Here is a 21,868-nt window from a genome sequence, read left to right as displayed (position 1 = left end):
GCTGAGGGCCGCGGCGCGTTCCAGCGCCGCGATCGCGCCGCCGCGATGCCGGGACCGTTCGGCGGCGTCCTCGAGCGCCACGGCTACTTCCTCGTCGGCGCCGGTCACGCCCGCCGCCCGATGCCATACCTGACGGTCCGGGGATTCGGTGAGCAGGTCGGCGAGCGCCAGGTGCGCGCGGCGGCGCTCCTCGGCCGTGGCCGCCGCCGCGAGAGCCGAGCGGACCAGGGGATGGCGGAAAGTCACCGTGCCGGAACCGATATCGATCAACCGGGCCGCCATCGCGGGGGCGAGAATCTCGGTTCCCACCGGGGATCCCAGGAGAATCCCAGCGGCAGCAAGTGTTTCGGTGACCGAGTCACCGTCGTCGAGCGCGGCGACGAGCAATGCCGATCGGGTGCGCTCGGGCAGCGCCGCACTGCGCGCCGAGAACGCTCGTTCGAGGCGTTCGGTCAACGGCAGCGTCGGTACGGATTCGGCGAGATCCACTACAGCTGTGGGTAGTTCGGTCAACGCGAGCGGGTTGCCGTGCGAATCGGCGAGTACCCGAATGCGGGCCTGAGCGGGCAGCCCCGGTGCGGTGCTGTCGAGCAGCGCAATCGCGTCGTCATCGGACAGCGGGCCGAGCCGCATGGTGGTCAGCTCGGCCTCGTGTAGCGGTGAGTGCGTGCCGTCGCGCACGGTAGCGACCATGGCGACCGGTTCGGAGTCGATGCGGCGTGCGACGAAGGCGAGGACTTCGGCGCTGGCGGGATCGAGCCAGTGCACGTCCTCGGCGACGACCAGCAGCGGCCGTTCGGCCGCCACATCGGCGAGCAGCGTCAGGACCGCGAGCCCTACCAGGTGCGGGCTCGGCTCACCGATGACATCCGACATGCCCAAAGCTGTCGCCAGCGGGTCGAACTGGCGTGCCGGCAGGGCATCGAACGCGCGGCGCAGCGGATATGCCAGGCGGTGCAGCCCGGCATAGACGAGCCCGTGTTCGGCTTCCACACCCGCGGTCCGGAGCACGCGCAGGCCTGCCACGGTCGCGGCGGCGACGGTCTCCTCGACGAGCGACGACTTCCCGATCCCGGGTTCGCCTTCGATCAGGATGCCGCTCCGGTCGCCGGGGCCGTCCACGAGGGCGGACAGGTCTTTCAGCTCGGTATCGCGTCCGAACAACGGCATGTGTGGCGCTCTCCTCCCGGACCCGCTATGGCATACGGGACCGGTCGCACCCTACCGAAACAGGATTACGTCACCCCAGCGTCAACTGACTGATTCGGCGGCATGCTGTCGACGGCGAAGGTATTTCCATGGCTACGGTACGTTTCCATCTCCTGTCCACACTGACTCCCGCCGAGGTCGTGCGGGTGCTCACCGACTTCGGACCCACCCGCACCGAGGTGTGGCCGAGCATCGACGCCGAGCATTTCGTCGTTCACGATCGCGGCGAGAACTGGGCCGAGGTCACCGAAGGCACGGCCGCCGCCTGGGAACGCGCCCGCTACCAGTGGGATCCGGACGGCGACACCGTCACCGTCACCACCCTGGATTCCAAGCTCTTCGGCGCGGGCGGCGGCTGGGTCTTCCGGGCCACGCCGGAATCGGGCGGCACCCGGGTCGATGTCGAATTGACCCGGACTCCGCAGGCCTTCAAGGGCAAGCTGCTGGCCGCGCTGCTGCCGCTGGTCGGACCGTCCGCGCTGCGCAAGTCGTTCGCCGGTCCGCTGCGGGCAGCGTAATGTCCGCGGCCCACTCGATCCGCGACACCGGACGACTCGCACCCGGCGTCCATATCTTCGATTCCGACGGCATCTCCCAGCGGTATCACGTGTACGGCAGTGGGCCCGTCTGCGTTGCCCACCCCGGCGGCCCCGGGATCTTCTGGGACTACCTGCGCATGCCCGCGCTAGAGGAACACCTGACCATGGTGTACGTCGAGGCGCTCGGCACCGGCGAATCCGGCCGCCTGCCCACCCATCCGCACGGCTACACCCGCGAGCGGTACAGCCTCGCGCTGCAACGGCTGATCGACCATCTGGACGTGCCCACCGACCACTCTGAAAGGTATTGCGCAGCATGGGAACTCTTGATGGCAAGGTCGCCATTGTCTCCGGTGCGGGCCGCGGCATCGGCCGTGAGATCGCATTGAAACTCGCTTCCGAAGGCGCGTCCGTCGTGGTCAATGATCTCGACACCGGACCCGCCAAGGAAACCGTCGCCGCGATCGAGGCCGCGGGCGGTAAGGCCGTCGAATGTGCGGGCAGCGTCATCGGGGAGGGCTTCGCCGAACGCTTCGTCCAGACCGCGGTCGACTCCTTCGGCGGGCTCGACATCATCATCAATAACGCCGGTTACACCTGGGATTCGGTGATCCAGAGGATGACCGACGAGCAGTGGGACGCCATCCTCGATGTGCACCTCAAGGCCCCGTTCCGGATTCTGCGCGCCGCTCAGCCGGTGATCGCCGCGCAGGCGAAGCAGGCCAAGGAAGCGGGGGAGCCGATCCCGTGCCGCAAGGTCGTGAACATCTCCTCGGTAGTCGGCACCGGAGGCAATGTGGGACAGGCAAACTACTCCGCGGCCAAAGCGGGCATCACTGGCCTGACCAAGACCATTGCCAAGGAGTGGGGCCGCTACAACGTCACCGTCAACACCGTCGCATTCGGCCTCATCAAGACCCGCCTCACCGAGGCCTCGGCCAGCGGTAAAGGCACCATCGACATCGAGGGCCGCAAGCTCGAGGTCGGCGCGGACCGGAATTGGTGGTCCGCCATGGAGCAGATGATCCCGCTCGGCCGCGCGGGCATCCCGAGCGAGGCGGCCGGCGCCGTCTACCTGCTCTGCATCCCCGAATCCAACTACGTCAGCGGGCAGACCCTCATCTGCGGCGGCGGCTTCACCAGCTGAGGGCATCCCGTAGAGCGGGCTGGTCGAAGGGACGATCGAATCCTTTGCTGTATCGGTTGAGTCGCGGTCAGCGTCAGTTGACCGATGCCGCTGGCACTTTGGTCGATCCAGACTTGAACCAGCAAACCGGCCAGACCGCACAGGTCCGGTTCTGTTGCTACAGAACCGATGTCGATACCGACGAGGAACCCCGGCCTTGTCGTGGGCAGCAATCTTGCCGACGACAGGAAGACACGGGTCTTGCCCACGGGTAGCTCAGTGGATTTGTGCCGAATTCGACGAAATAGTGCAACAGGAGATCGAAATGTATCGGACCTACCCAGACGCAGGGCGGGTGGCGATTTCACCGGACGGGCGAAGGGCCGCGTTGGCTGGTGCGCTGGGCAGCGTGATCGAGCTTTATGACTTTCTGAGCTATGGGCTCGCGGCGGCCAGTGTGTTCGGGAAGCTGTTCTTCCCGGCGGCCGCGCCCTGGGTCGGTGTGCTGCTGTCGTTCGCGACCTTTGGTGCGGGTTTCGTCGCGCGGGTGTTCGGGGCCGCGGCATTGGGAAACCTCGGTGATCGGTTGGGCCGCAAGCCTGTACTGCTGCTGTCGGTGGGGGTATGCGGGCTTGCCACTGTCGCGATCGGTGTGCTTCCGACTTATGCCGCAGTCGGTGCGCTGGCGCCGTTGATGCTGGTGCTGTTGCGGGTTGTGCAGGGCTTTTTCGTCGGCGGCGAGGTCGGTGGCGGGATCCTGCTCGCCGTCGAGCATGCGCCGCCTGGTCGTCGTGGCTGGTACGGCAGCTGGACCATCACCGCTCTCGTCGGTGGTTCGGTCCTGGCCGGCCTCGCCTCCCTGCTGGCGCATACGGTGGCGGGCACCGCCTTCATCACCTGGGGCTGGCGTTTGCCGTTCCTGCTCAGCGTGGTGCCGACCGTGGTGACGCTGCTGGTGCGCGCGGGACTGCCGGAGACACCGGAATTCGAAATCCAAAGGAACAAGGATGATCTGGTGCGCTGGCCGTGGCTGCAGGTGTGGCGAACGGCGTGGCGGCGGATTGTGATCGTGGCTGCCGTGAATACCGGGCTGACCATGATGACTTTCACCCTCATCACCTTCGTGCTGTCCTACGGGCTGAATACCCTGCACATCGCGCAGTCGGTGCTGCAGCGCGCGACGTTGCTTGCGCAAATCCTCCTGCTGCCCTCCGCTCTGCTGTTCGGGCATTGGAGCGACCGCTACGGTGCATTGCGAATCATGCTGGGCGGAGCGGTATTCAACACTCTGGTGGCGTTCCCGCTGTTCTGGCTGCTGGATACCGGGCAACCCCTGCTCCTCACCCTGGCGATCTGCATCGCTCAGATGGGCACCGGTGCCATGCTGGGCCCGCTGGCCGCGGCGTTCACCGAGACGTTCGACGTTCGTGTGCGGTACAGCGGTCTGTCGCTGGGCTACCAAATCGGGGCGGTTCTCGGCGGCGGCCTGGTCCCGCTGGTCGGAACCGCACTCGTGCACTGGTCCGGCGGAGACTCGTGGCCCGTCGCGCTGTACCTGATGATGGGCGGCCTGATCAGCGTCATCGGTGTCCTCGCGATGCGAAGTTTGCGCCGGACCGGTTGAGCGCCCTCTGAGAACCGATTTACCCTCGCATGGAGATGAATTCACATGGAGAGTCCCGACTATTCGGTGACCCGCCCTGACCTTGTAGGTATTTTCTGGTGTCGAAATCGCTGGTCAGGATGGGGGATTTGGCATCATGGGGTTGCCTCCACCAACTACGAGCCGATCTCCGGCGCAAACCAACCAGCGCTCCCTCACCCTGACAGACACACCTCTCAAAACATTGGCCATTCCGCAACGATCGAGTGGATGCCCATAGGGTGAGCTGTTTCTCGACTCGGCCGTGGGGCCTGACTAGGGGTGTGAACAGCCGTGGCCCCGGGGGCGATGGCACCCGATGGCCATCTCCGACGCTTCAAACCGACAGACCGATCCCGTTGCGCCACGCAACTACCAGCGCTATCCATGTATCGAAAGGCTCTACCGCACGCGACGCGGATCGACCCGATCCCGCTGCTCGGGCGCAGGTCGGCACGATTCGGACTCGAACAGCCAGTCGCTTCACGTCTGAGACTGCCGCACGCGACGGCAGACACTTAGCCAGACGAGTCACCACCCCCCGAGCCGCGGGCAGGGCTGAATCTGTTTCAAAACGATGGCCAATTGGCCATCGAGTGGCCATACATTTTGAGATTCGGCCACGACCTTTGAGACCCTGCAAGATTTGTCAGCCGCGCGCCATATCCACGAACCGACTCAAATGCAGTTGGTGCGCAACGGTAATCGTGGCAGTCGGACCATTACGGTGCTTACCTACGATAAGGTCGGCTTCACCACCACGCGGGTCGTCGCGCTCGAACGCATCGGGTCGATGCAACAGGATGACCATGTCCGCATCCTGTTCTAGCGAACCGGATTCGCGCAGGTCGGACACCATGGGACGCTTATCTGTTCGCTGTTCGGGACCGCGGTTCAGCTGGCTGATCGCGATGACCGGAACTTCCAACTCCTTGGCCAGCAGCTTCAAATTTCGCGAGAAATCCGAGACTTCCTGCTGACGAGATTCGACCTTTTTTCCCGAAGTCATCAGCTGGAGGTAATCCACCACAACGAGTTTCAGGTCGTGGCGCTGCTTCAGACGGCGCGCTTTGGCGCGGATCTCCATCATCGTCAGGTTCGGCGAATCGTCTACGAACAGCGGCGCCTCACTGATCTCGCTCATACGGCGAGCGAGTTTGGTCCAGTCGTCGTCGCTCATCCGGCCCGAACGCATATCGCCCAGCTTGATCTTCGCCTCAGCCGAGAGCAGCCGCATCACGATTTCCGTGCGACTCATCTCGAGCGAGAAGATAACGCTGGCCAGACCGTGCTTGATCGAGCAGCTGCGCATGAAGTCCATGCCGAGGGTCGAGTTGTGCGTGGGCACCATCGACGCTCCGGCCAGGTACAGGTGATCCGCGTTGCCCACCTCAACGCACCGCACCGGGACGGTGTCGATCTTGCGGACATCCACAATGCGGCGTGGAGCGGACCGTCGGGTGCCCGGAACGACATGGTTGAGGTCGCCGTCGATGTCACGCAGGGTGTGCACGATTTCGCTGGTGGTGCGCACGGCTCGGTTGCCGTTGTGCAGGCCGGATTCGGTGAGCCATTGGTGCTGCTCGTCGGCGACGATTACGGTGCCGTCGGAGAATTCGACCTCGTAGCAGGGCCGGTCGGTCATGACCTCGGTGGCGGCCAGGATGCGAGTGGGGCGGCCTTGGGCGTCGAGGAGTTCGTCGCCGACGCGGACCTCGCCCATGGTGGTCCAGCCGGTGGGGGTGGGCAGAGGGGTGTCGAGGGCCAAGGCCTTGCCGACGCCGGGACGCGCGGCGACGATGATCATTTGGCCGGGGTGTAGGCCGTTGGTGAGTTCGTCCAGTTCGGTGAAGCCGGTGGGGACGCCGAGGGAGATGCCGCCGCGGGAGGCGATGGAGTCGATTTCGTCCATCGTGGGCTGGAGCAGTTCCTCGAGGGGGAGGAAGTCTTCGGTGGTGCGGCGTTCGGTGACCTCGTAGACCTCGGCTTGGGCGCGATCGACGACCTCGGCGATGTCCTGGCCGTCGGCACCCGCGTAGCCGTATTGCACGATGCGGGTGCCCGCTTCGACGAGGCGGCGCAGGATCGCCTTCTCCGCAACGATTTCGGCGTAGTAACCGGCATTGGCGGCGGTGGGGACCGTTTGGGTGAGGGTGACGAGATAGGGCGCACCGCCGATGCGCTTGAGTTCGCCGCGGCGGTCGAGACCGGCGGCGACGGTGACCGGATCGGCCGGTTCGCCGCGGCCGTAGAGATCGAGGATGGTGTCGTAGACCGCTTGGTGCGCCGGGCGGTAGAAATCGCCGGGGCGCAGCACCTCGACGACGTCGGCGATCGCGTCCTTGCTCAGCAGCATGCCGCCCAATACGGACTGCTCGGCCGCCATATCGTGTGGCGGCTGTCTGCCGAAGTCCTCGCCGGGCGGTTCGGGCGGGTAGTCCGTATGCCCGCGGTCATCGGTGGTAGTCACCAGACTCGACCGTCCTCTCTCGCCGCTAGCGACATACATCAAAGGCCGCTCGGAAACGGCGACCGCGTGCACATCGCTCGAAACCGCCGCCTACCGGCTGACCCTATTGATCACTCGTTGTACTCCCGGGGACCGACACATCGGGCGTCGAACCACGGTGTGTGAGTCCCCCGTTGACGGGCTCACCCGCGGTTCCAGCAAACCGGTGTGACAGCTCCCGGATCATGACGATCCGGAGGTTCGTTCATGACAATGCGACGAACCTAGGCGACCCGATGGGGACTCGCCAAACCGCACTGTGCACACACCTGTGGATAAGTTGGGGACTGTTTACCCAACGATGTGCACCCCCTGTGTACTACTTGGGGAAAACCCAGGTCACACCGCTCAAACGTGCAGATAGATATCGATTTCCAAATCTATCCACGTGTGGATGAATGAAGTGTCGGCGTGTCGGTCCAGTTGAACAGCCGGGCGTGTTGGGTAAACAGAGTGTGTACTACGGGTATGTCCCGGATCACGTAGCGGCCGGTTGGTTTTCTCGGCGATCCACAAGTCGAATAACAGGTGGTAGAGCCGATAGCCGAATTTGCCGAGGATGGTCCAGATCACCGTTCCGGCCTCTCGCAAATATTCGGCTATTTGCAGGATGACGCCCATGGCTCAGGCCGCGACCACATACGGGCCCGAGGCGGCGCAGCCGAAGGCCACCCTTGTGTCGGAACACAAGAGTGGCCTTCGAATGAACTCAGTTCGCGGCGACCTGCAGGTCGAACTTCGCGACCACATCGGGGTGCAGGTGCACCGCGACGTTGTGCTTGCCAACCGTCTTGATGTGCGACTTCGGCAGTTCGATGCTGCGCTTGTCGACGATCGGGCCACCGGCCGACTTGATGGCGGCGGCGATGTCGGACTGGGTGACCGAGCCGAACAGCTTGCCGGTGCCCGCGGTCTTGACCGACAGCGAAACCGACTCCAGGCCCTCGATGGCCTGCTTCAGCTCGTTGGCATGGTCCAGGTCGCGCACCTTGCGCGCGTCCTGCGCCCGACGGATGCCCTCGACCTGCTTCTGAGCGCCACGGGTGGCGACAATGGCCAGGCCGCGCGGCAGCAGGTAGTTGCGGCCGTAGCCGTCCTTGACCTCTACGGTGTCACCGGGGGCACCGAGGTTGTCCACATCAGCAGTCAGAATCAACTTCATTGCGATGTCTCCCTTCTCAGCGAGCCGTCGACACGTACGGCAGCAGGGCCACCTCACGCGAATTCTTGACGGCAACGGCGACGTCGCGCTGGTGCTGCACGCAGTTGCCGGTGACCCGGCGAGCGCGGATCTTGCCGCGATCACTGACGTACTTCCGCAGCAGGGCGGTGTCCTTGTAATCGATATTGACGGTGCCGGACTTGGCTTCTTTGCAGAAGGTGCAAGCCTTCTTCTTCAGCACCTTTTCGCGCGCGGGCGCTTTAGGCATGGTTACTCCGTAATAAATGATGGGCTGATCGTTTCGAGCGATCTGCAAGCAGTCGCTATGGAAAGCAATTCAGGCCGAGGTGAGTCGTTCTCAGAACGGCGGTTCGTCGTCTACGCGGCCGCCCCCGAAGGAGCCCGCCGCGGGTGCGCTGCCCCACGGGTCGTCGTCGGCGCCGCCGGAACGGCTGCCGCCACCACCACCGGCAGGAGCGAAATTGCCGCCGCCGCCGGAACCGAAGCCGCCGCCCCCGCGGCTGGCCTTGGCGACCTTCGCGGTGGCGTAACGCAGCGAGGGACCGACCTCGTCGACCTCGAGCTCGACGACCGTGCGCTTCTCACCCTCGCGGGTTTCGTAGGAGCGCTGCTTCAGTCGTCCGCTCACGATCACGCGGGCGCCTCGGGTCAGGCTTTCAGCGACATTCTCCGCAGCTTCACGCCAGATGTTGCAGCGCAGGAACAGCGCTTCGCCGTCTTTCCATTCGTTCGAATTACGGTCGAACACGCGGGGAGTCGATGCGACGGTGAAATTCGCCACCGCAGCGCCCGCGGGCGTGAATCGAAGTTCGGGGTCGGCCGTCAGATTTCCGATGACGGTGATGACCGTGTCGCCTGCCATGTGGTTCCTCCTGCTCGGTATGCAGTCCGCAGTGCACCTGTTGCGCTAGAGCCTAGAGATAGGCACCGACGCAATCGAGGGTCACTTGCCGTGGCGCAGAACCTTGGTGCGCAGCACCGACTCGTTGAGACCCAGCTGGCGGTCGAGCTCGCTCACGGTAGCGGGCTCGGCGGTCAGATCGACCACCGCGTAGATGCCTTCGGCCTGCTTGGCGATCTCGTAGGCGAGACGGCGGCGGCCCCAGATGTCGACCTTGTCGACCTTGCCGCCATCGGTCTTGACGACGCTCAACATGTTGTCCAGCGACGGACCAACAGTGCGCTCGTCCAGGCTCGGATCGAGGATAACCATCACTTCGTAATGACGCACGGACCAATCACCTCCTGTGGACTAGGAAACGGCCACGGACGGTCCGTGGCAGGAGGGTCGTTGCGTCAGCAACCCGACAAGGCTACATGAACCCCTGTTAACCAGCGAAAGCTGCCCCGCCTCCCCGGGCCTTTTGCCGGTCGTCGGAGCCTCGATAGTCGCGTCGCGGGCCGGAGGCCGGTCGTTGGGGCGAGTTCTGGGCGTACCCGGTGAGTTGCCCATGTGCGTACGAGATCAGATGTTGCGGTGGCAATCGTGGGGGACGCGGGCGTGGTCTGCCCCGGCCACCTAGTCTGGTCGTCATGTCGACCCGACCGGCCGCCAGCGACGTGATCGCTGGGCGCGTACAGCGCACCACAGTGCTGGCCGCAGCGGTGGTGCTGCTGTGCGGGTTGACGCTGGCGCTGGCCTATCTGAACAAGGCGCGCTGCGCGGGTGCGCCGTTCGGCGAGGACGGCCGCAGTGCGATCTTCGATGTGATCAAGGATTCGGATGTCTGCTATTCCGATATCCAATTCCTGTGGCTGGGGCGCGATATCGACCAGCACGTCTTTCCCTATATCGACGGCGGAATCACCGATGACGGCATGCTGACCGGCGGCGCGGTCGAATATCCGGTGCTCAGCGGTGTATTGATATGGCTCGGCGCGGTCGGTGCCGATAACGACGCGGAATTCCTGCTGCACTCGGCATTGCTGTTGGCGCCGTTCGCCTTGTTGACCGCCTGGCTGCTGGTGCGGCTGGCCGGTCGGGCGGCGCTGTTGTGGGCGGCGGGGCCGCCATTGGTGCTCTATGCATTCCACAACTGGGAACTACCCGTGGTCTGCATGGCCGTCGCCGCGGTGTACGTGGTGACCGCGCTGACTCGATATTCGTTGCGTACCAGGGGAATTCTGGCCGCCGTATTGCTCGGCATCGGATTCTGTCTCAAGCTGTATCCGGGTATTTTCGTACTGCCGCTGCTGGTGTATGTGTTGACGGGCGGCCAGCGCAATATGGATGGTCCGACGCCGTCCCGGCTGGATGTGCGCGGTGCGCTGATGACCGCGGGTGCCGCCATCGGCACGGTGGTCCTGGTGAATCTGCCTTTCGCGCTCGCGGGTTATGAGGGCTGGCGCGCATCGATCACCTTCCAGCAATTGCGGCAGGCCGATATCACCACAAATTCCATTTGGTACTGGGGACTTCGGCAGATGTTCGGTCAGGACGCCGATAGTGAGACCGCATTTCAGCATGCGGTGTCGATCGCCTCGCCGACGCTGGTGCTCACCTCGTTCGCGCTGGCGATGTGGTTGGGCTGGAAGCGATTCACCTCGACCGGCACCTTCCCGTGGATCGGGGTCAGCGGCGCGATGCTGTGCGGATTCCTGCTGTTCCACAAGGTGCATTCGCCGCAGTACACGCTGTGGCTGGTGCCGTTCCTGGTACTGCTCGAGGTGCCGTGGCCGGTGATCGGGGCCTATCTGGTCGCCGATGCGACGATCGGGATCGGGGTGTTCCGATACTTCTATTCGATCGGATCCGGTAGCTCGGTGGATTTGATGGAGAACGTGGTGCAGTTCGGCGTGTGGGGGCGTGCCGTACTCCTTGTGGTGTTCTTCTTCGTATTCGTGCGGGCGGTGCCGCGCGGAACCCGGGTCGTGCCGCCGCCGATACCGCGGTTGGAAACCGGCGGCCTGGTACCCGTGGCCTAGTACCGGATTCCACCCACGGGTGGTACTGCGCGCGCCGCGATCCGCGCACCGTTGTGGGCATGACCTCGCAGAACACAGTGACCGCGGTGCTGGTGCTCGCCATCCTCGGCTGGATCATCTACCGGCAGAACCAGTGGCGGCTGTTCGATCCGGTTCGGATGTGGCGATTGCCGGTGATCCTCGGGCTCATCGGCGTGATCGGTGCCTGCACATCGACCGATCTCGGTGCGCTGCGGACGCTGGATATCGCGCTGCTGGTATTCGAGGGGGTGTTATCGCTCGCGATCGGCGCCGTGATGGGCGTCATGTCGCGATTCCGGCGCGATGAGGTGGGTGCGCTGCTGGTCCGGACCGGTGCCGCGGCGTCGGCGCTGTGGCTGGTCTCGATCGCGGTGCGCGTCGGCGTCGACGTGATCGCCGTCGGGTACGGCGCGACCTCGTCGACATCATCGGGGCTGATTCTGCTGCTGCTCGGCCTGAACCGGGCCGGTCGGATCGCCGTTATCTCCGCTCGGGCCGAGAAGTCGACCGTTGCGCCGCCAATGAGTCGGGCACACTGAGGCAATGTTCGGCAGCGGGATCGCGGGATCGACACCGACGCTTCTGAGCAGGCTGCTCCGCCTGGTCGGGGCGGGCGCCCTGGCCGCGTTCCTGCCCAGCTATCACCTCGCTGATCTGGGTGTGCCCGTGCTACTCGCGGTCGGGCTCGCGGGTATCGGCATGCTGACCTGGGCGCTGGCTCCCGCGGACCGGCATCGGCTCAACCGGATCGCATTGGCGCTGATGGTGGTATTCGGCGGGCTCACCGTCGCGCAGTACGGCGGCAGTTCGGTGGCCATGCTCGCCGCGGTCTACGGCGGGTTCGCCGTGGTCCAGCATTCGACGCTGTTCGGTGCGCTGCTCACCGCGACGGCGGCGCTGGCGGTGAGCATTTCGTATCCGGTGGCCCAGGCACCGGCGGGGGTATTCGCGGCAATGCTGGCGGCCATCGCGGTGGTGGCGCTGATGGGGGTGAACCGCAGGCAGTTTCGGGTGAGCGCCGAACAGAATCGAGTGCTGGTCGAACAGAGCCGGGCGATTCGCGCCGAACGTGATCGGGCCGCCGCACTGGCCGAACGCGGCCGGATCGCCCGCGAGGTGCACGACGTATTGGCGCATACGCTCGGCGGACTCGTCCTGCAGCTCGACGCCGCGGACGCGCTGCTAGAGGCGGGCGAGATCGAACAAGCCGGTGCTCGGGTACGGTCCTCGCGGGCGCTGGCCGCCTCCGGTCTGGCGGACGCGCGGCAGGTCGTCGGCGCACTGCGCGCCGAACGATTCGCGTTGCCAACCGAACTCGAACGGCTGGCGCGCGAACACCGGGACGCGGGCGGACAACTCCGACTCCACTGCGAGGGCAACACCGACCACCTCGACGAACAGGTGAGCACAGCGCTACTGCGCGCCGCACAGGAATCCTTGACCAATGCCCGCAAACACGCACCCGGCACGGAGGTCGAACTACGACTGCGCGTCGAAGCCGACCAGGTCGAGCTGACCGCATCCAATCCCCTGCCCCGCCGAACCAAGCTGCTGTCGGCGAATGCGCGGGCGACAATGCAGGACGCGAGGGTGGCCATGCAGAGCGCGGCGACCCAGGGTGCGGTGACGCAGGGTGCGGCGACCCAGGGTGCGGTGACGCAGGGTGCGGAGATGCAGGCCATGGAGGCACAGGACGCGGCGGCGCCGAACGTGGGAGCGCAGGGCATGACGACCCGGGACGTGGTGATGCAGGGTGGGTCGGCACAAAATGTGGCGCCCCAGGACATGGCGACGCAGAGTGCGGCGATGCACGGCGTGGAGGTGCAGACCGGGGTGGCACAGGGCACGGCGGCGCGGGACGGAGCGCAGGGCATGACAACTCAGGATGTGGTCATGCAGGGCGTGGCGGCACAGGACGCGGCGGCGCCGGACGTGGGAGCGCAGGGCATGACGACCAGGGACGTGGTGATGCAGGGTGGGTCGGCACAGAATGTGGCGACGCCGGGTGATGCGACCCCGGGTGCGGTGACTCAGGGCGTGGAGGTGCAGGCCATTGCGGCAAAGGACGCGGCGGCGCCGGACGCGGGAGCGTGGGGAATGACGACTCAGGGTGCGGTGATGCAGGGCGGGTCGGCACAGAAGGTGGCGCCCCGGGGCATGGCGACACACGGAGCGGCGACACACAGTGCAGCGACCAAGGGGGCGGAGGCCCAGAGTGCGGCGGCGCAGACGATGGCAACCCCGGACGTGGTGATGCAGGGTGAGGCGACCTCGGACGTGGTGATGCAGGGTGAGGCGACCTCGGACGCGGTGATGCAGGGTGAGGCGACCTCGGACGTGGTGATGCAGGGTGAGGCGACCTCGGACGCGGTGATGCAGGGTGAGGCGACCTCGGACGCGGTGATGCAGGGTGAAGCGACCTCGGACGCGGTGGTGCAGGGGGCGACGGCTCACAGCTCAGGGGCTGGGGATTTGGTGGGGATGGGGGTGGGGGCCGGGTTGCTCGGGATGCGGGAAAGGATCGGGGGGCTGGGTGGGACGGTTGTGGCGGGAAAGGTGGGTGGGCGATGGGTGGTGCGAATGATGGTGCCGCGGAGGTGATCACGGTGGTTGTCGCCGATGATCAGACCATCGTGCGCGAAGGGTTGACCACGGTTTTGTCGCTGCTGCCGGATATCGAGGTGGTGGGGGAGGCGCGCGATGGTGCCGAGGCGGTCGAATTGGTTGCGCAGTGTGCGCCCGATGTCGTCCTGATGGATCTGCGGATGCCGGTGCTGGACGGTGTCGCCGCGACGGCCGCGATTGCGGCGGACCATCCGGGTACCGCGGTGCTGGTCTTGACCACCTACGCCGATGACGAATCGATCGCGGGTGCGCTGCGCGCGGGTGCGCGCGGCTATCTGACCAAGGACGCGGGCCGACGCGAGATCGCCACGGCGGTACGGTCCGTCGCCGGTGGCCAGTCGACCTTCGCCGCCGAGGTCGGGCAGCGGCTCGTCGCCGCGCTCGCGGCGCAAACCGGCGGGCCGTCGTCGCCTCGGCGCAGTGGTCCGGAAATCGGTCTCAGCGCCCGTGAACTCGAAGTGCTCACCTTGATGGCCAAGGGCCACAACAACTCCGAGATCGCCAAGGAGTTGTTCATCGGCATCAGCACCGTCAAGACCCATATCGGTTCGCTGTTCGCGAAGCTCCAGGTCCGCGACCGCGCCCAGGCCATCGCCTACGCGCACCGCATCGGCCTCGGCGGCTGAGCGCATCGGGTCAGTCGGCGTGCCGGGCGCGGAACGCGGCGCTTTTGGCGCGATTGCCGCAAAGGGTCATATCGCACCAGCGGCGCGACTTTCCGCGTGAGGTGTCGAGGTACAGGCGGGTGCATTCGAGGCGCCCGCATTCCTTGACCAGACCACGTTCGGGGCCGCCGAGCATTTCGATGGCGGAGCGGGCAATCGCGGCCAGTGCCGCGTCCGGATCGCCGTGGCGGGCGATCGTCGCATCGTCGCGCAACGTGACCTGGGGGAGTGCGCCGCGAGCGAACTCGTTGACGGTCTCGCGGTCCGCATCGGCGAACGGTTCGTCGCGGGCGGCGGCCAGGGCCAGTCGGTAGCCCGCTTCGCGCAGCCGCACGGCACGGTCGAGTATCGCCGGATCGCAGTGCGGTGTGGTGTCGAGGAGGTCGGCGGCGAGCAGCCAGGTATCGAGATCCGCTGGTGTGCTGAGGAAGTCGTCGAAGGTCGAGGCACGGGCCTTGACCGTGCCTGCGAAATCCAAGGCGAGGTTACCGCTCACGAAGGCGAACACCCTCTCATAGTAACCACCTTGACAGGTTACGTGCACAGGTGCGAGGTTAGTAACCGCCTTAGATGGTTATCCGGCCTGTCATGGTCGATCGAGGAGTGCACGTGAAGACGCAGCTCTTGGACCCGTTGTTCCGAGCGACCGGCAAGCCATCGCTCGCGGCGGGCATGCAACCACTATTCGTCGTGCTGTGGAGCAGCGCATTCATCGCGGGAGTCGTCGGCGTCGGTGCCGCCCCGCCGATGATGGTGCTATTCGCGCGGTTCGCCATCGCCGCGGTGCTACTCGCGGTGTATGCCACCGTGATTCGGGCCAGCTGGCCGAGCGGCGGTCAGGTCAAACATGTCGTCATTGCGGGACTGCTGATGCAGATCGTGCAGTTCGGCGCCTTCTACACCGCGATGAGCCTGCACGTCTCGGCCGCGATTATCGCCCTGGTGCAGGGCCTGAATCCGGTGGTCATCGCATTGCTGGCCGGATTCATCGGCGAGACCGTCACCGCGCGCCAGTGGTTCGGCTTCGGTATCGGCGGTATCGGCGTCGGGCTGGCGGTGCTCGATCAATCGAGCATGTCGCTGGTCGGTCTGCTGCTGTGCGTGGTCGGCTTGTTCGGCCTCAGCGTCGGCACGATCTACCAGAAACGCTTTGTCCCGCAGGTTGATTCGCGCGCGGCGACCGCGATCCATATGGCCGCGAGCGCACCGGTTGCGGGCGTATTCGCATGGGCGACCGGGCAATTGCATATCTGGGATGCGACGCGATTCGCCGAGTCGCTCACCTGGATGGTGCTGGTGAATTCGATGGTCGCATTCCTGCTGTTGAATGCGATGCTGAAGCGTTGGGAGGCAACGCGGGTCGGCCGTTTGTTCTTCGCGACTCCGGCGGTCACCGCCATCCTGGCCTGGCTGTTCATCGATCAGCCGCTGCGTCCCTTGGCCGCCGCCGGACTCGGCGTCGGACTGATCGGCATGGTGTTCGCATCGCGACGCCCCACGCCCGTGGTCGCGCGACCCCAGCCCGTGCCGGTGCGGTGAACTACGGAATTCAGCCCACCGGGGTGGGCTCTCGTTCGCTGTCGACTTCGTCGGCGTCCTCGCGCCGGTTCTTGATGATGCTGGTGATGAATGCCGCGCCGATGAACGCCACGCCGACGAGACCGGTGAAGAGGTCGTTGATGTGCACACCGATCGAGACGAACAGGATGATCGCCAGCGCGCCGATCGCCCAGTGCGCACCGTGCTCCAGGAACACGTACTCCGACAGCGTGCCCTTGCGCACCAGGTACACCGTGATCGAGCGGACGAACATGGCGCCGATCAGACCGAGGCCGAGCGCGATGATGATCGGGTCGGAGGTGATGGCGAAGGCGCCGATGACACCGTCGAAGGAGAACGACGCGTCCAGCACCTCCAGGTACAGGAACAGGAAGAACGCGGCCTTGCCCGCAGCCTTGACCAGCTGCGACGGACCGCCGTCGGTGCCTTCTTCGAATTCTTCGGTGTGGAACAGCGAACCGAGCCCGTCGACCACGATGTAGGTGATCATGCCGAGCAGTCCGGCGACCAGCACCGTGGCGCGCTGCTCGTCGGTGGCGATGAACTCCGCGGTCAGCATCAATCCGGCGCTGGCGACCACCACCGAGAGCATGTCCAGCTTGCCGAGCTGGGCCAGCGGCTTCTCCAGCCAGGACAGCCAGGTGATCTCGCGCTCTTCGAAGATGAAGTTCAGGAACAGCAGCAGCAGGAACATGCCGCCGAATGCGGCGATCTGCGGATGCGCGTCGGTCAGCAGCTTCTCATAGCTCGGGCTGCCGTCCGGAAATACCAGTGCGTCATCGGCGGGCGGGTTCAGTGCCAGGTCGAAGGCCTTCACCGGGTCGAGGCCCGCGGTGATCCATACGATAGCCAGCGGGAAGACCAGCCGCATACCGAACACCGCGATCACCACACCGACGGTGAGGAAGATCTTCTGCCAGAACTCGTTCATGCGTTCCAGCACAGTGGCGTTGATGACGGCGTTGTCGAATGACAGTGAGACCTCGAGCACACCGAGGATCGCGGCCAGCGCCAGCGCGGTCGGCCCGCCGTAGAGGAATGCGACGATGAGCGATATCACCGTGACGCCGATGGACATCCCGAAAATTCGCAGAACCACGCGGAGACCCTTTCCGTGCGGCGGTCGAATGTTTGTCCGAGCGCGCCTGTAGCTGATGTAACCCGAGGGCCGTGCAACCCGCGGTGGCGATGATGGTTCCAGCGTGGACGCCGAACCGTCGATTGTCCAACGGTGCGCTGCGGCAAATCGTTCCGTGGCACGCGGACAGGGGGCCCGTTGCCGAGCCCCCTGTTGCAGCTGGTGTCTTAGACGTTCACGCCGTAGTCGCGGGCGATACCGGCCAGACCCGAGGCGTAGCCCTGTCCGATGGCGCGGAACTTCCATTCGGCACCATTGCGGTACAGCTCACCGAAGACCATGGCGGTCTCGGTCGAGGCATCCTCGGACAGGTCGTAGCGGGCCAGTTCGGTGCCGTTGGCCTGGTCGACCACGCGGATGTAGGCGTTGCGCACCTGGCCGAACGACTGCTGGCGGGTGTCCGCATCGTAGATCGAGACCGGGAAGAAGATGCTCTCGATGGTCGGCGGGGTGTTGGCCAGGTCGACCTTGATGACCTCGTCATCGCCTTCGCCCTCGCCGGTCAGATTGTCGCCCGTGTGCTCGATGGAGCCTTCGGGCGACTTGAGGTTGTTGAAGAAGACGAAGTGCTTGTCGGACACAACCTTCTTGTCCGCACCGGTCGCGATCGCACTGGCATCCAGGTCGAAGTCGGTTCCGGTGGTTGTACGAATATCCCACCCGAGCCCGACGGAGACAGCGGTAAGGTTCGGCGCCGCTTTGGTCAGCGAGACATTGCCGCCCTTGGACAGACTGACACCCATTCGGGGATCCCTTTCAATAGACGTCTGTGGTTCCCAGCATGTCCGAATCGCCGGGTACGCCATACGACAGTAGTAGGTTTCCCCGGACTTGCGTAGGAACTGAGCTAAGCACGGCGGAGTGGTACACCGCCTAACATCGGGGCGTGACAGGCCGCAGGCGTGGATGGTTCCGGTCGTCCGGGAACACCGAATGGATTTCGCAAGCCCGGTCGACGCTGGCGGCCGCGTTTCTCGATATGGATCAGCGCCAGAGTGTGGCCGACGCCGCGGTGCACGCCAGTGCGCAGGTGTTCCCGGAGCGTCGGATGAGCGGGCAATGGGAACCCGTGCGCAGCCGGTGCTATGACGCCGCGGGCGCATATCTGGCATTCACCGAGGAATTGGACAATGCCGAGCGCGACGGCACTACCATGGCGCAGGGGCAGTTGCGGGTGGACCCCCTGGTCCGGCAGTTGACCGATGCGGCCCGCGCGGTCGATGAGTTCTATCGCGGCAATCAATCGCAACTCGAGCACGCGGTCGCGGTGCTCGGCACGGTGCCGCAATTCGCTCATCAGGTGAAGGTCGCGGCGGCGGGTGTCCGCGGGCACGCGGCCGAATCCGAATACGCCGACTACCCCTCGGTTCGGCAATGTGCGGCGGCGGTGGATGAGTCGCTGCTCACACTGGAGGCCCTCGGCTCCGAGGTGCCGGCGGCGACCGTCCGCGAGGCCGCCAGCCACCTGGAATCGGCGACGAAGGCGCTGGCAGAAGCGTTGGCGCAGGCGCCATCCCGGGCTGGGGCCGCGGCCAATGCGATCACCTCGGTCGGCACCAGAATCGCCGCCGTGCGTACCCGCGGCGAGCGGTTGGCGCCCGCCTACTCGGAGCTGCTACGCGAGTTCAATGCTGCGAGTTCGGCGGATCTGGCTAACAATGGGCAGGACAGTCAACGGGCCATCGATGCCGCCGACGCCGCCCTGGTCCGGGCACGTGCGGCGGCGGCCGAGAACAATCCGGAGTTTGCACTTGAGCTGACCACATCCGCACGGGGCTACCTCGCCGAGGCCGAACAGAAGGTCGACGCCGTCACAAAGCGGCTGACACTGCTGCGCGAGGTCCGTGCGAATCCGCAAGAAAAGGCCAAGGCCGTACGATTTCGGCTGCGGGACGCGCAAATGCTCGCGGTGAGCCGCGGGCTCGTCGGCGAATGGGGATCTGTGCTCGATGCACAGGTGGACCGAATCGATCGAATCACCGAAAACCTGTCGGGACGTCATCCCGACTACTGGGCCTATGTGGCCGAATTGGATGCCGTCGCGGAGTTCGTAGCCGGGGTAGTGGATCGAATGAGAAAACAAGCAGGACCACGACGAGAATGAGGCCAGGGGTATGCGGCCACCGCCACAAGGGATGAGGACAGCGCAACGATGACCGCGGGCATCGCCGTCCAGCAACAGATCTCCCTGCGAAAGCAATTGCCACTACGCCATTTCCGGCAGCTGCACGGCCCGGAGGCACGGCGCCTTTTCCATCGACAACCGGAACCGTTCGGCGATCACGCCGATCGGGAACTTCTGGCGATCGCACTCGGCGCCACCCTGTACGCACCGGCGACCCGGGCGGATCTCGCCATGACCATCAGCAGACGGGCCGCGCGCGGGGTGTGCTCGATGGTCATCGATCTCGAGGACGCGGTCGCCGATCACGAGTTGGAGTTCGCCAAACACCAGACCGTCGCGACGCTGAATCTGCTTGCGGGCAACGATGATCCGAATCCGCTGCTGTTCGTGCGCGTTCGTGACGCGGATACCGTGTGCGAGATCGTCGAGCAGCTCGGCACCGGTGCGGCGGCATTGACCGGCTTCGTCTTCCCGAAGTTCGACAGTGCGAGCGGGCCGAAATATCTCGCGGCGCTCGAGGCCGCCGGGGAGCGGCTGGGTCGGCCGGTGTACGGCATGCCGGTACTCGAATCGGCGGCGCTGGTGCACCGCCAGACCCGGGATCAGGAGCTGACGCAGATCGCGGCGCTACTCGCCGAGCACCGGGAGCGGATACTCGCGGTGCGCATCGGGGCCACGGATATGTGCTCGACCTTCGGCATTCGGCGCGATCGGGATCTGACGATCTACGACGTGCGGGTGGTCGCCGATGTCATCGCCGATATCGTGAATTACCTCGGCCGTTCGGACGGTTCGGGTTTCGTGATCACCGGGCCGGTCTGGGAGTACTTCGCCGACCATGAGCGGATGTTCCGGCCGCTGCTGCGGACCGCGCCGTTCGAGGAATCCGATGCGGTGCCGTTCCGGCGCTATCTGGTCAGCCGGGATCTGGACGGTCTACTACGTGAGATCACGTTGGACCGGGCCAATGGGATCCAGGGCAAAACGGTGATCCATCCGTCGCATGTGGCGGCGGTGCACGCGCTATCGGTGGTAACGCACGAAGAGTATTCCGATGCGCTCGACATTCTCCAGGTCGACGTCGGCGGGGTGGCGGCATCGGGCTATCGGAACAAGATGAACGAAATGCGGCCGCATCGCAGCTGGGCGCGCCAGACGCTATTGCGGGCCCGGGTTTTCGGTGTCGCGAACAAGGGTGTCTCCTTCGTTGATCTGCTGACGGCGTTGGTGACCGAATGAGCACCGATGCCTGGGCGACCGCGAATTTGGGCATCGAATTGCGGCATGAGCGCTCGCACGGCGCCGGTGTTGCGGTGGATGTGCTGCCCGCCGAACTGCCCATCGCGACGCTGATCCAGCCCGGCCTGCGCCGCAATCCACGCCGCGCGCATCTGCTGGTCTCCACCGTGCTCGGCAAACATCTGCCGACCGATCCCCGCGTGGTACTCGGCGCGGGCAACCGGCTCGGCGACCTGGTGCGTGACGTACTCGGTGCACGCGAGGCGGTGGTGCTCGGATTCGCCGAGACGGCAACGGGATTGGGGCATTGTGTGGCGGCCAGGATCGGAGCCGGGTGCTATCTGCACTCGACCCGTCGCGAGGTGCCCGACGCCACCACATTGACCGGATTCGAGGAGGGGCATTCGCACGCCACCTCGCATATGCTCCAGCCTGCGCCCGCCGATATCTTCGTCAACGATCTGCCACTGGTGCTCGTCGACGACGAAATCTCCACCGGGGATACCGCGATCGATGCGGTGCGGGCGCTGCACGCGTTCTCGCCGCGTTCGCATTATGTGCTCGCGTCGCTGGTTGATATGCGGACCGCGGACGATCGGGCACGCTTCGAGGCGGCGGCCGCGGAATTGGGTGCGCGGATCGACACCGTATGCCTGGCTTCGGGGCGCACCCTGCTGCCCGATGGTCTGGTCGAGACGGTATCCGCGATGCCGGATCCGGAATTGAATCCGACTGCGGCACATCGTGGTTCGTTCGATCAGCTGGAATTGCCCTGGCCCGCTGCGGTGCCGGAGGGCGGCAGGCACGGGATGCTGCGATCGGATACCGATGCGTTCGAGGCGGCGCTCGCGAAGGCGGCCGAGGCGCTGCGGGTTCGGCTCGCCGACGGTTTCGCCGGACGCCCCGTTATCGTGCTCGGGCACGAAGAGTTGATGTACCTGCCGCTGCGATTGGCGGCCGAACTCGCCGATGCCGGGATCGCGACGCGCTACCAGACGACCACCCGCTCGCCCGCGTATGTACTCGACGAACCCGGTTATCCACTGCGGCGCGGATTTCGGTTCATCGCACCCGAACCCGGTGAGGAGCAGCCGCGTTATCTGTACAACGCGCACTGGATCGAGGATGCGCTGTCCGAACTGGCGGCGCTCGGTGCGGACGATCCGGTGCTGGTCGTCGTCATAGACGCACCAGCGGATAGTGCCGAATTGCGTGCCGAGGGTGGTCTGATCGATGTGTTGACCGCATCCGGCGCCGATGTCGTATTGGCGGTGCTGCCGGGCGCGGATCCGCGCATGCTGCACGCCGAGCGCAGCGATGCCGTGCCGGTGGCCGACGTATCCGAACCGAGAGTGCTGTGAG

Annotated in this window: 22 protein-coding genes; 12 read left to right on the top strand and 10 right to left on the bottom strand. The window is 65.5% G+C overall.

Annotated features, from left to right (window positions below):
- Window positions 1-1,170: AAA family ATPase (locus tag ACWEO2_RS26225; protein WP_452407726.1), on the bottom strand; the 1,170-nt coding region annotated here is incomplete at its 3' end.
- A gap of 128 nt (window positions 1,171-1,298) precedes the next feature.
- On the opposite strand from ACWEO2_RS26225, the gene ACWEO2_RS26220 reads away from it, so the two are divergent.
- The 4 genes from ACWEO2_RS26220 to ACWEO2_RS26205 all read left to right on the top strand — a co-directional run bounded on the left by ACWEO2_RS26220 (window position 1,299) and on the right by ACWEO2_RS26205 (window position 4,498).
- Window positions 1,299-1,727 (top strand): hypothetical protein, encoded by a 429-nt coding sequence (locus ACWEO2_RS26220; protein WP_452407725.1) that lies wholly within the window; start codon window positions 1,299-1,301, stop codon window positions 1,725-1,727.
- Complete coding sequence (locus ACWEO2_RS26215; RefSeq protein ID WP_452407724.1) at window positions 1,727-2,137, top strand: alpha/beta fold hydrolase; 411 nt, start codon at window positions 1,727-1,729, stop codon at window positions 2,135-2,137. The genes ACWEO2_RS26220 and ACWEO2_RS26215 overlap by 1 nt, the downstream gene beginning before the upstream one ends.
- Window positions 2,065-2,895 (top strand): SDR family NAD(P)-dependent oxidoreductase, encoded by an 831-nt coding sequence (locus ACWEO2_RS26210; RefSeq protein WP_452407723.1) that lies wholly within the window; start codon window positions 2,065-2,067, stop codon window positions 2,893-2,895. Before ACWEO2_RS26215 ends, ACWEO2_RS26210 begins: the two co-directional genes overlap by 73 nt.
- Before the next feature lie 304 nt (window positions 2,896-3,199).
- Window positions 3,200-4,498 carry an MFS transporter gene (locus ACWEO2_RS26205; RefSeq protein WP_452407722.1) on the top strand — a complete coding sequence of 433 codons (1,299 nt, stop codon included), beginning with the start codon at window positions 3,200-3,202 and terminating at the stop codon, window positions 4,496-4,498.
- A 667-nt stretch (window positions 4,499-5,165) separates the two neighbouring features.
- On the opposite strand, the gene dnaB is transcribed toward ACWEO2_RS26205, so the two are convergent.
- The 6 genes from dnaB to rpsF all read right to left on the bottom strand — a co-directional run bounded on the left by dnaB (window position 5,166) and on the right by rpsF (window position 9,439).
- On the bottom strand, window positions 5,166-6,902 hold the full coding sequence (gene dnaB / locus ACWEO2_RS26200; protein WP_452407734.1) for a replicative DNA helicase: 1,737 nt from the start codon (window positions 6,900-6,902) through the stop codon (window positions 5,166-5,168).
- Window positions 6,903-7,373: 471 nt separating this feature from the next.
- On the bottom strand, window positions 7,374-7,646 hold the full coding sequence (locus ACWEO2_RS26195; RefSeq protein ID WP_452407721.1) for a hypothetical protein: 273 nt from the start codon (window positions 7,644-7,646) through the stop codon (window positions 7,374-7,376).
- Window positions 7,647-7,734: 88 nt separating this feature from the next.
- A complete protein-coding gene (gene rplI / locus ACWEO2_RS26190; protein WP_355177188.1) occupies window positions 7,735-8,187 on the bottom strand; it encodes a 50S ribosomal protein L9 in 453 nt (150 codons plus the stop codon).
- A gap of 16 nt (window positions 8,188-8,203) precedes the next feature.
- Window positions 8,204-8,455, bottom strand: a complete 252-nt coding sequence (gene rpsR, locus ACWEO2_RS26185; RefSeq protein WP_040697505.1) for a 30S ribosomal protein S18 — start codon at window positions 8,453-8,455, stop codon at window positions 8,204-8,206.
- A 90-nt stretch (window positions 8,456-8,545) separates the two neighbouring features.
- The gene (locus ACWEO2_RS26180; protein WP_452407720.1) at window positions 8,546-9,070 is read right to left on the bottom strand and encodes a single-stranded DNA-binding protein; all 525 of its coding nucleotides are present in this window, start codon (window positions 9,068-9,070) and stop codon (window positions 8,546-8,548) included.
- Between the two features lie 81 nt (window positions 9,071-9,151).
- Window positions 9,152-9,439, bottom strand: coding sequence for a 30S ribosomal protein S6 (gene rpsF, locus ACWEO2_RS26175; protein ID WP_040697500.1), 288 nt, complete (start codon window positions 9,437-9,439; stop codon window positions 9,152-9,154).
- A 302-nt stretch (window positions 9,440-9,741) separates the two neighbouring features.
- Between rpsF and ACWEO2_RS26170 the strand changes: the two genes are divergently transcribed.
- From ACWEO2_RS26170 to ACWEO2_RS26155, 4 genes are read left to right on the top strand one after another with little or no spacing between them, the layout of a single operon-like run.
- Entirely contained in the window at window positions 9,742-11,133 is a 1,392-nt protein-coding gene (locus ACWEO2_RS26170) for a glycosyltransferase family 87 protein (protein ID WP_452407719.1), read from the top strand.
- A gap of 59 nt (window positions 11,134-11,192) precedes the next feature.
- A complete protein-coding gene (locus ACWEO2_RS26165) occupies window positions 11,193-11,693 on the top strand; it encodes a hypothetical protein (protein ID WP_452407718.1) in 501 nt (166 codons plus the stop codon).
- 4 nt (window positions 11,694-11,697) lie between these two features.
- On the top strand, window positions 11,698-13,755 hold the full coding sequence (locus ACWEO2_RS26160) for a sensor histidine kinase (protein WP_452407717.1): 2,058 nt from the start codon (window positions 11,698-11,700) through the stop codon (window positions 13,753-13,755).
- Complete coding sequence (locus ACWEO2_RS26155; protein ID WP_452407716.1) at window positions 13,722-14,405, top strand: response regulator transcription factor; 684 nt, start codon at window positions 13,722-13,724, stop codon at window positions 14,403-14,405. The genes ACWEO2_RS26160 and ACWEO2_RS26155 overlap by 34 nt, the downstream gene beginning before the upstream one ends.
- Before the next feature lie 10 nt (window positions 14,406-14,415).
- Here the strand turns inward: ACWEO2_RS26155 and ACWEO2_RS26150 are convergent, their stop codons facing one another.
- A complete protein-coding gene (locus tag ACWEO2_RS26150) occupies window positions 14,416-14,952 on the bottom strand; it encodes a CGNR zinc finger domain-containing protein (RefSeq protein ID WP_452407715.1) in 537 nt (178 codons plus the stop codon).
- Between the two features lie 101 nt (window positions 14,953-15,053).
- On the opposite strand from ACWEO2_RS26150, the gene ACWEO2_RS26145 reads away from it, so the two are divergent.
- Window positions 15,054-15,983 (top strand): DMT family transporter, encoded by a 930-nt coding sequence (locus tag ACWEO2_RS26145; protein WP_452407714.1) that lies wholly within the window; start codon window positions 15,054-15,056, stop codon window positions 15,981-15,983.
- A gap of 10 nt (window positions 15,984-15,993) precedes the next feature.
- Here the strand turns inward: ACWEO2_RS26145 and ACWEO2_RS26140 are convergent, their stop codons facing one another.
- Both ACWEO2_RS26140 and ACWEO2_RS26135 read right to left on the bottom strand, forming a co-directional pair.
- A complete protein-coding gene (locus tag ACWEO2_RS26140) occupies window positions 15,994-17,103 on the bottom strand; it encodes a DUF475 domain-containing protein (RefSeq protein ID WP_452407713.1) in 1,110 nt (369 codons plus the stop codon).
- Window positions 17,104-17,309: 206 nt separating this feature from the next.
- Window positions 17,310-17,885 carry a TerD family protein gene (locus tag ACWEO2_RS26135; RefSeq protein ID WP_452407712.1) on the bottom strand — a complete coding sequence of 192 codons (576 nt, stop codon included), beginning with the start codon at window positions 17,883-17,885 and terminating at the stop codon, window positions 17,310-17,312.
- Between the two features lie 143 nt (window positions 17,886-18,028).
- Here ACWEO2_RS26135 and ACWEO2_RS26130 point away from each other — a divergent pair, with 143 nt between their 5' ends.
- Genes ACWEO2_RS26130 through ACWEO2_RS26120 form a run of 3 tightly spaced genes read left to right on the top strand, consistent with a single transcriptional unit; the run spans window position 18,029 to window position 21,867 of the window.
- A complete protein-coding gene (locus ACWEO2_RS26130) occupies window positions 18,029-19,246 on the top strand; it encodes a hypothetical protein (RefSeq protein ID WP_452407711.1) in 1,218 nt (405 codons plus the stop codon).
- A gap of 48 nt (window positions 19,247-19,294) precedes the next feature.
- Window positions 19,295-20,506: an HpcH/HpaI aldolase/citrate lyase family protein gene (locus ACWEO2_RS26125; RefSeq protein ID WP_355177178.1), complete on the top strand. Its 1,212-nt coding sequence runs from the start codon at window positions 19,295-19,297 to the stop codon at window positions 20,504-20,506.
- Window positions 20,503-21,867, top strand: coding sequence for a phosphoribosyltransferase family protein (locus tag ACWEO2_RS26120; protein ID WP_452407710.1), 1,365 nt, complete (start codon window positions 20,503-20,505; stop codon window positions 21,865-21,867). The genes ACWEO2_RS26125 and ACWEO2_RS26120 overlap by 4 nt, the downstream gene beginning before the upstream one ends.
- Window position 21,868: the final 1 nt, after the last annotated feature.

It is taken from the genome of Nocardia sp. NPDC004278 (assembly GCF_053602975.1).
The sequence above is the reverse complement of the archived record's forward strand: the minus strand, read 5'-3'. Positions and strand labels throughout refer to the sequence as shown.

Excerpts from the sequence above, each read along its gene's own strand:
- ACWEO2_RS26220 (WP_452407725.1), top strand. The coding sequence starts at position 1,299 with ATGGCTACGGTACGTTTCCATCTCCTGTCCACACTGACTCCCGCCGAG.
- ACWEO2_RS26215 (WP_452407724.1), top strand. The coding sequence starts at position 1,727 with ATGTCCGCGGCCCACTCGATCCGCGACACCGGACGACTCGCACCCGGC.
- ACWEO2_RS26170 (WP_452407719.1), top strand. The coding sequence starts at position 9,742 with ATGTCGACCCGACCGGCCGCCAGCGACGTGATCGCTGGGCGCGTACAG.
- rpsR (WP_040697505.1), bottom strand. The coding sequence starts at position 8,455 with ATGCCTAAAGCGCCCGCGCGCGAAAAGGTGCTGAAGAAGAAGGCTTGC.
- ACWEO2_RS26155 (WP_452407716.1), top strand. The coding sequence starts at position 13,722 with ATGGGTGGTGCGAATGATGGTGCCGCGGAGGTGATCACGGTGGTTGTC.
- ACWEO2_RS26165 (WP_452407718.1), top strand. The coding sequence starts at position 11,193 with ATGACCTCGCAGAACACAGTGACCGCGGTGCTGGTGCTCGCCATCCTC.
- ACWEO2_RS26195 (WP_452407721.1), bottom strand. The coding sequence starts at position 7,646 with ATGGGCGTCATCCTGCAAATAGCCGAATATTTGCGAGAGGCCGGAACG.
- dnaB (WP_452407734.1), bottom strand. The coding sequence starts at position 6,902 with ATGGCGGCCGAGCAGTCCGTATTGGGCGGCATGCTGCTGAGCAAGGAC.
- ACWEO2_RS26125 (WP_355177178.1), top strand. The coding sequence starts at position 19,295 with ATGACCGCGGGCATCGCCGTCCAGCAACAGATCTCCCTGCGAAAGCAA.
- rplI (WP_355177188.1), bottom strand. The coding sequence starts at position 8,187 with ATGAAGTTGATTCTGACTGCTGATGTGGACAACCTCGGTGCCCCCGGT.
- ACWEO2_RS26210 (WP_452407723.1), top strand. The coding sequence starts at position 2,065 with ATGGGAACTCTTGATGGCAAGGTCGCCATTGTCTCCGGTGCGGGCCGC.
- ACWEO2_RS26205 (WP_452407722.1), top strand. The coding sequence starts at position 3,200 with ATGTATCGGACCTACCCAGACGCAGGGCGGGTGGCGATTTCACCGGAC.
- ACWEO2_RS26180 (WP_452407720.1), bottom strand. The coding sequence starts at position 9,070 with ATGGCAGGCGACACGGTCATCACCGTCATCGGAAATCTGACGGCCGAC.
- ACWEO2_RS26160 (WP_452407717.1), top strand. The coding sequence starts at position 11,698 with ATGTTCGGCAGCGGGATCGCGGGATCGACACCGACGCTTCTGAGCAGG.
- ACWEO2_RS26135 (WP_452407712.1), bottom strand. The coding sequence starts at position 17,885 with ATGGGTGTCAGTCTGTCCAAGGGCGGCAATGTCTCGCTGACCAAAGCG.
- ACWEO2_RS26120 (WP_452407710.1), top strand. The coding sequence starts at position 20,503 with ATGAGCACCGATGCCTGGGCGACCGCGAATTTGGGCATCGAATTGCGG.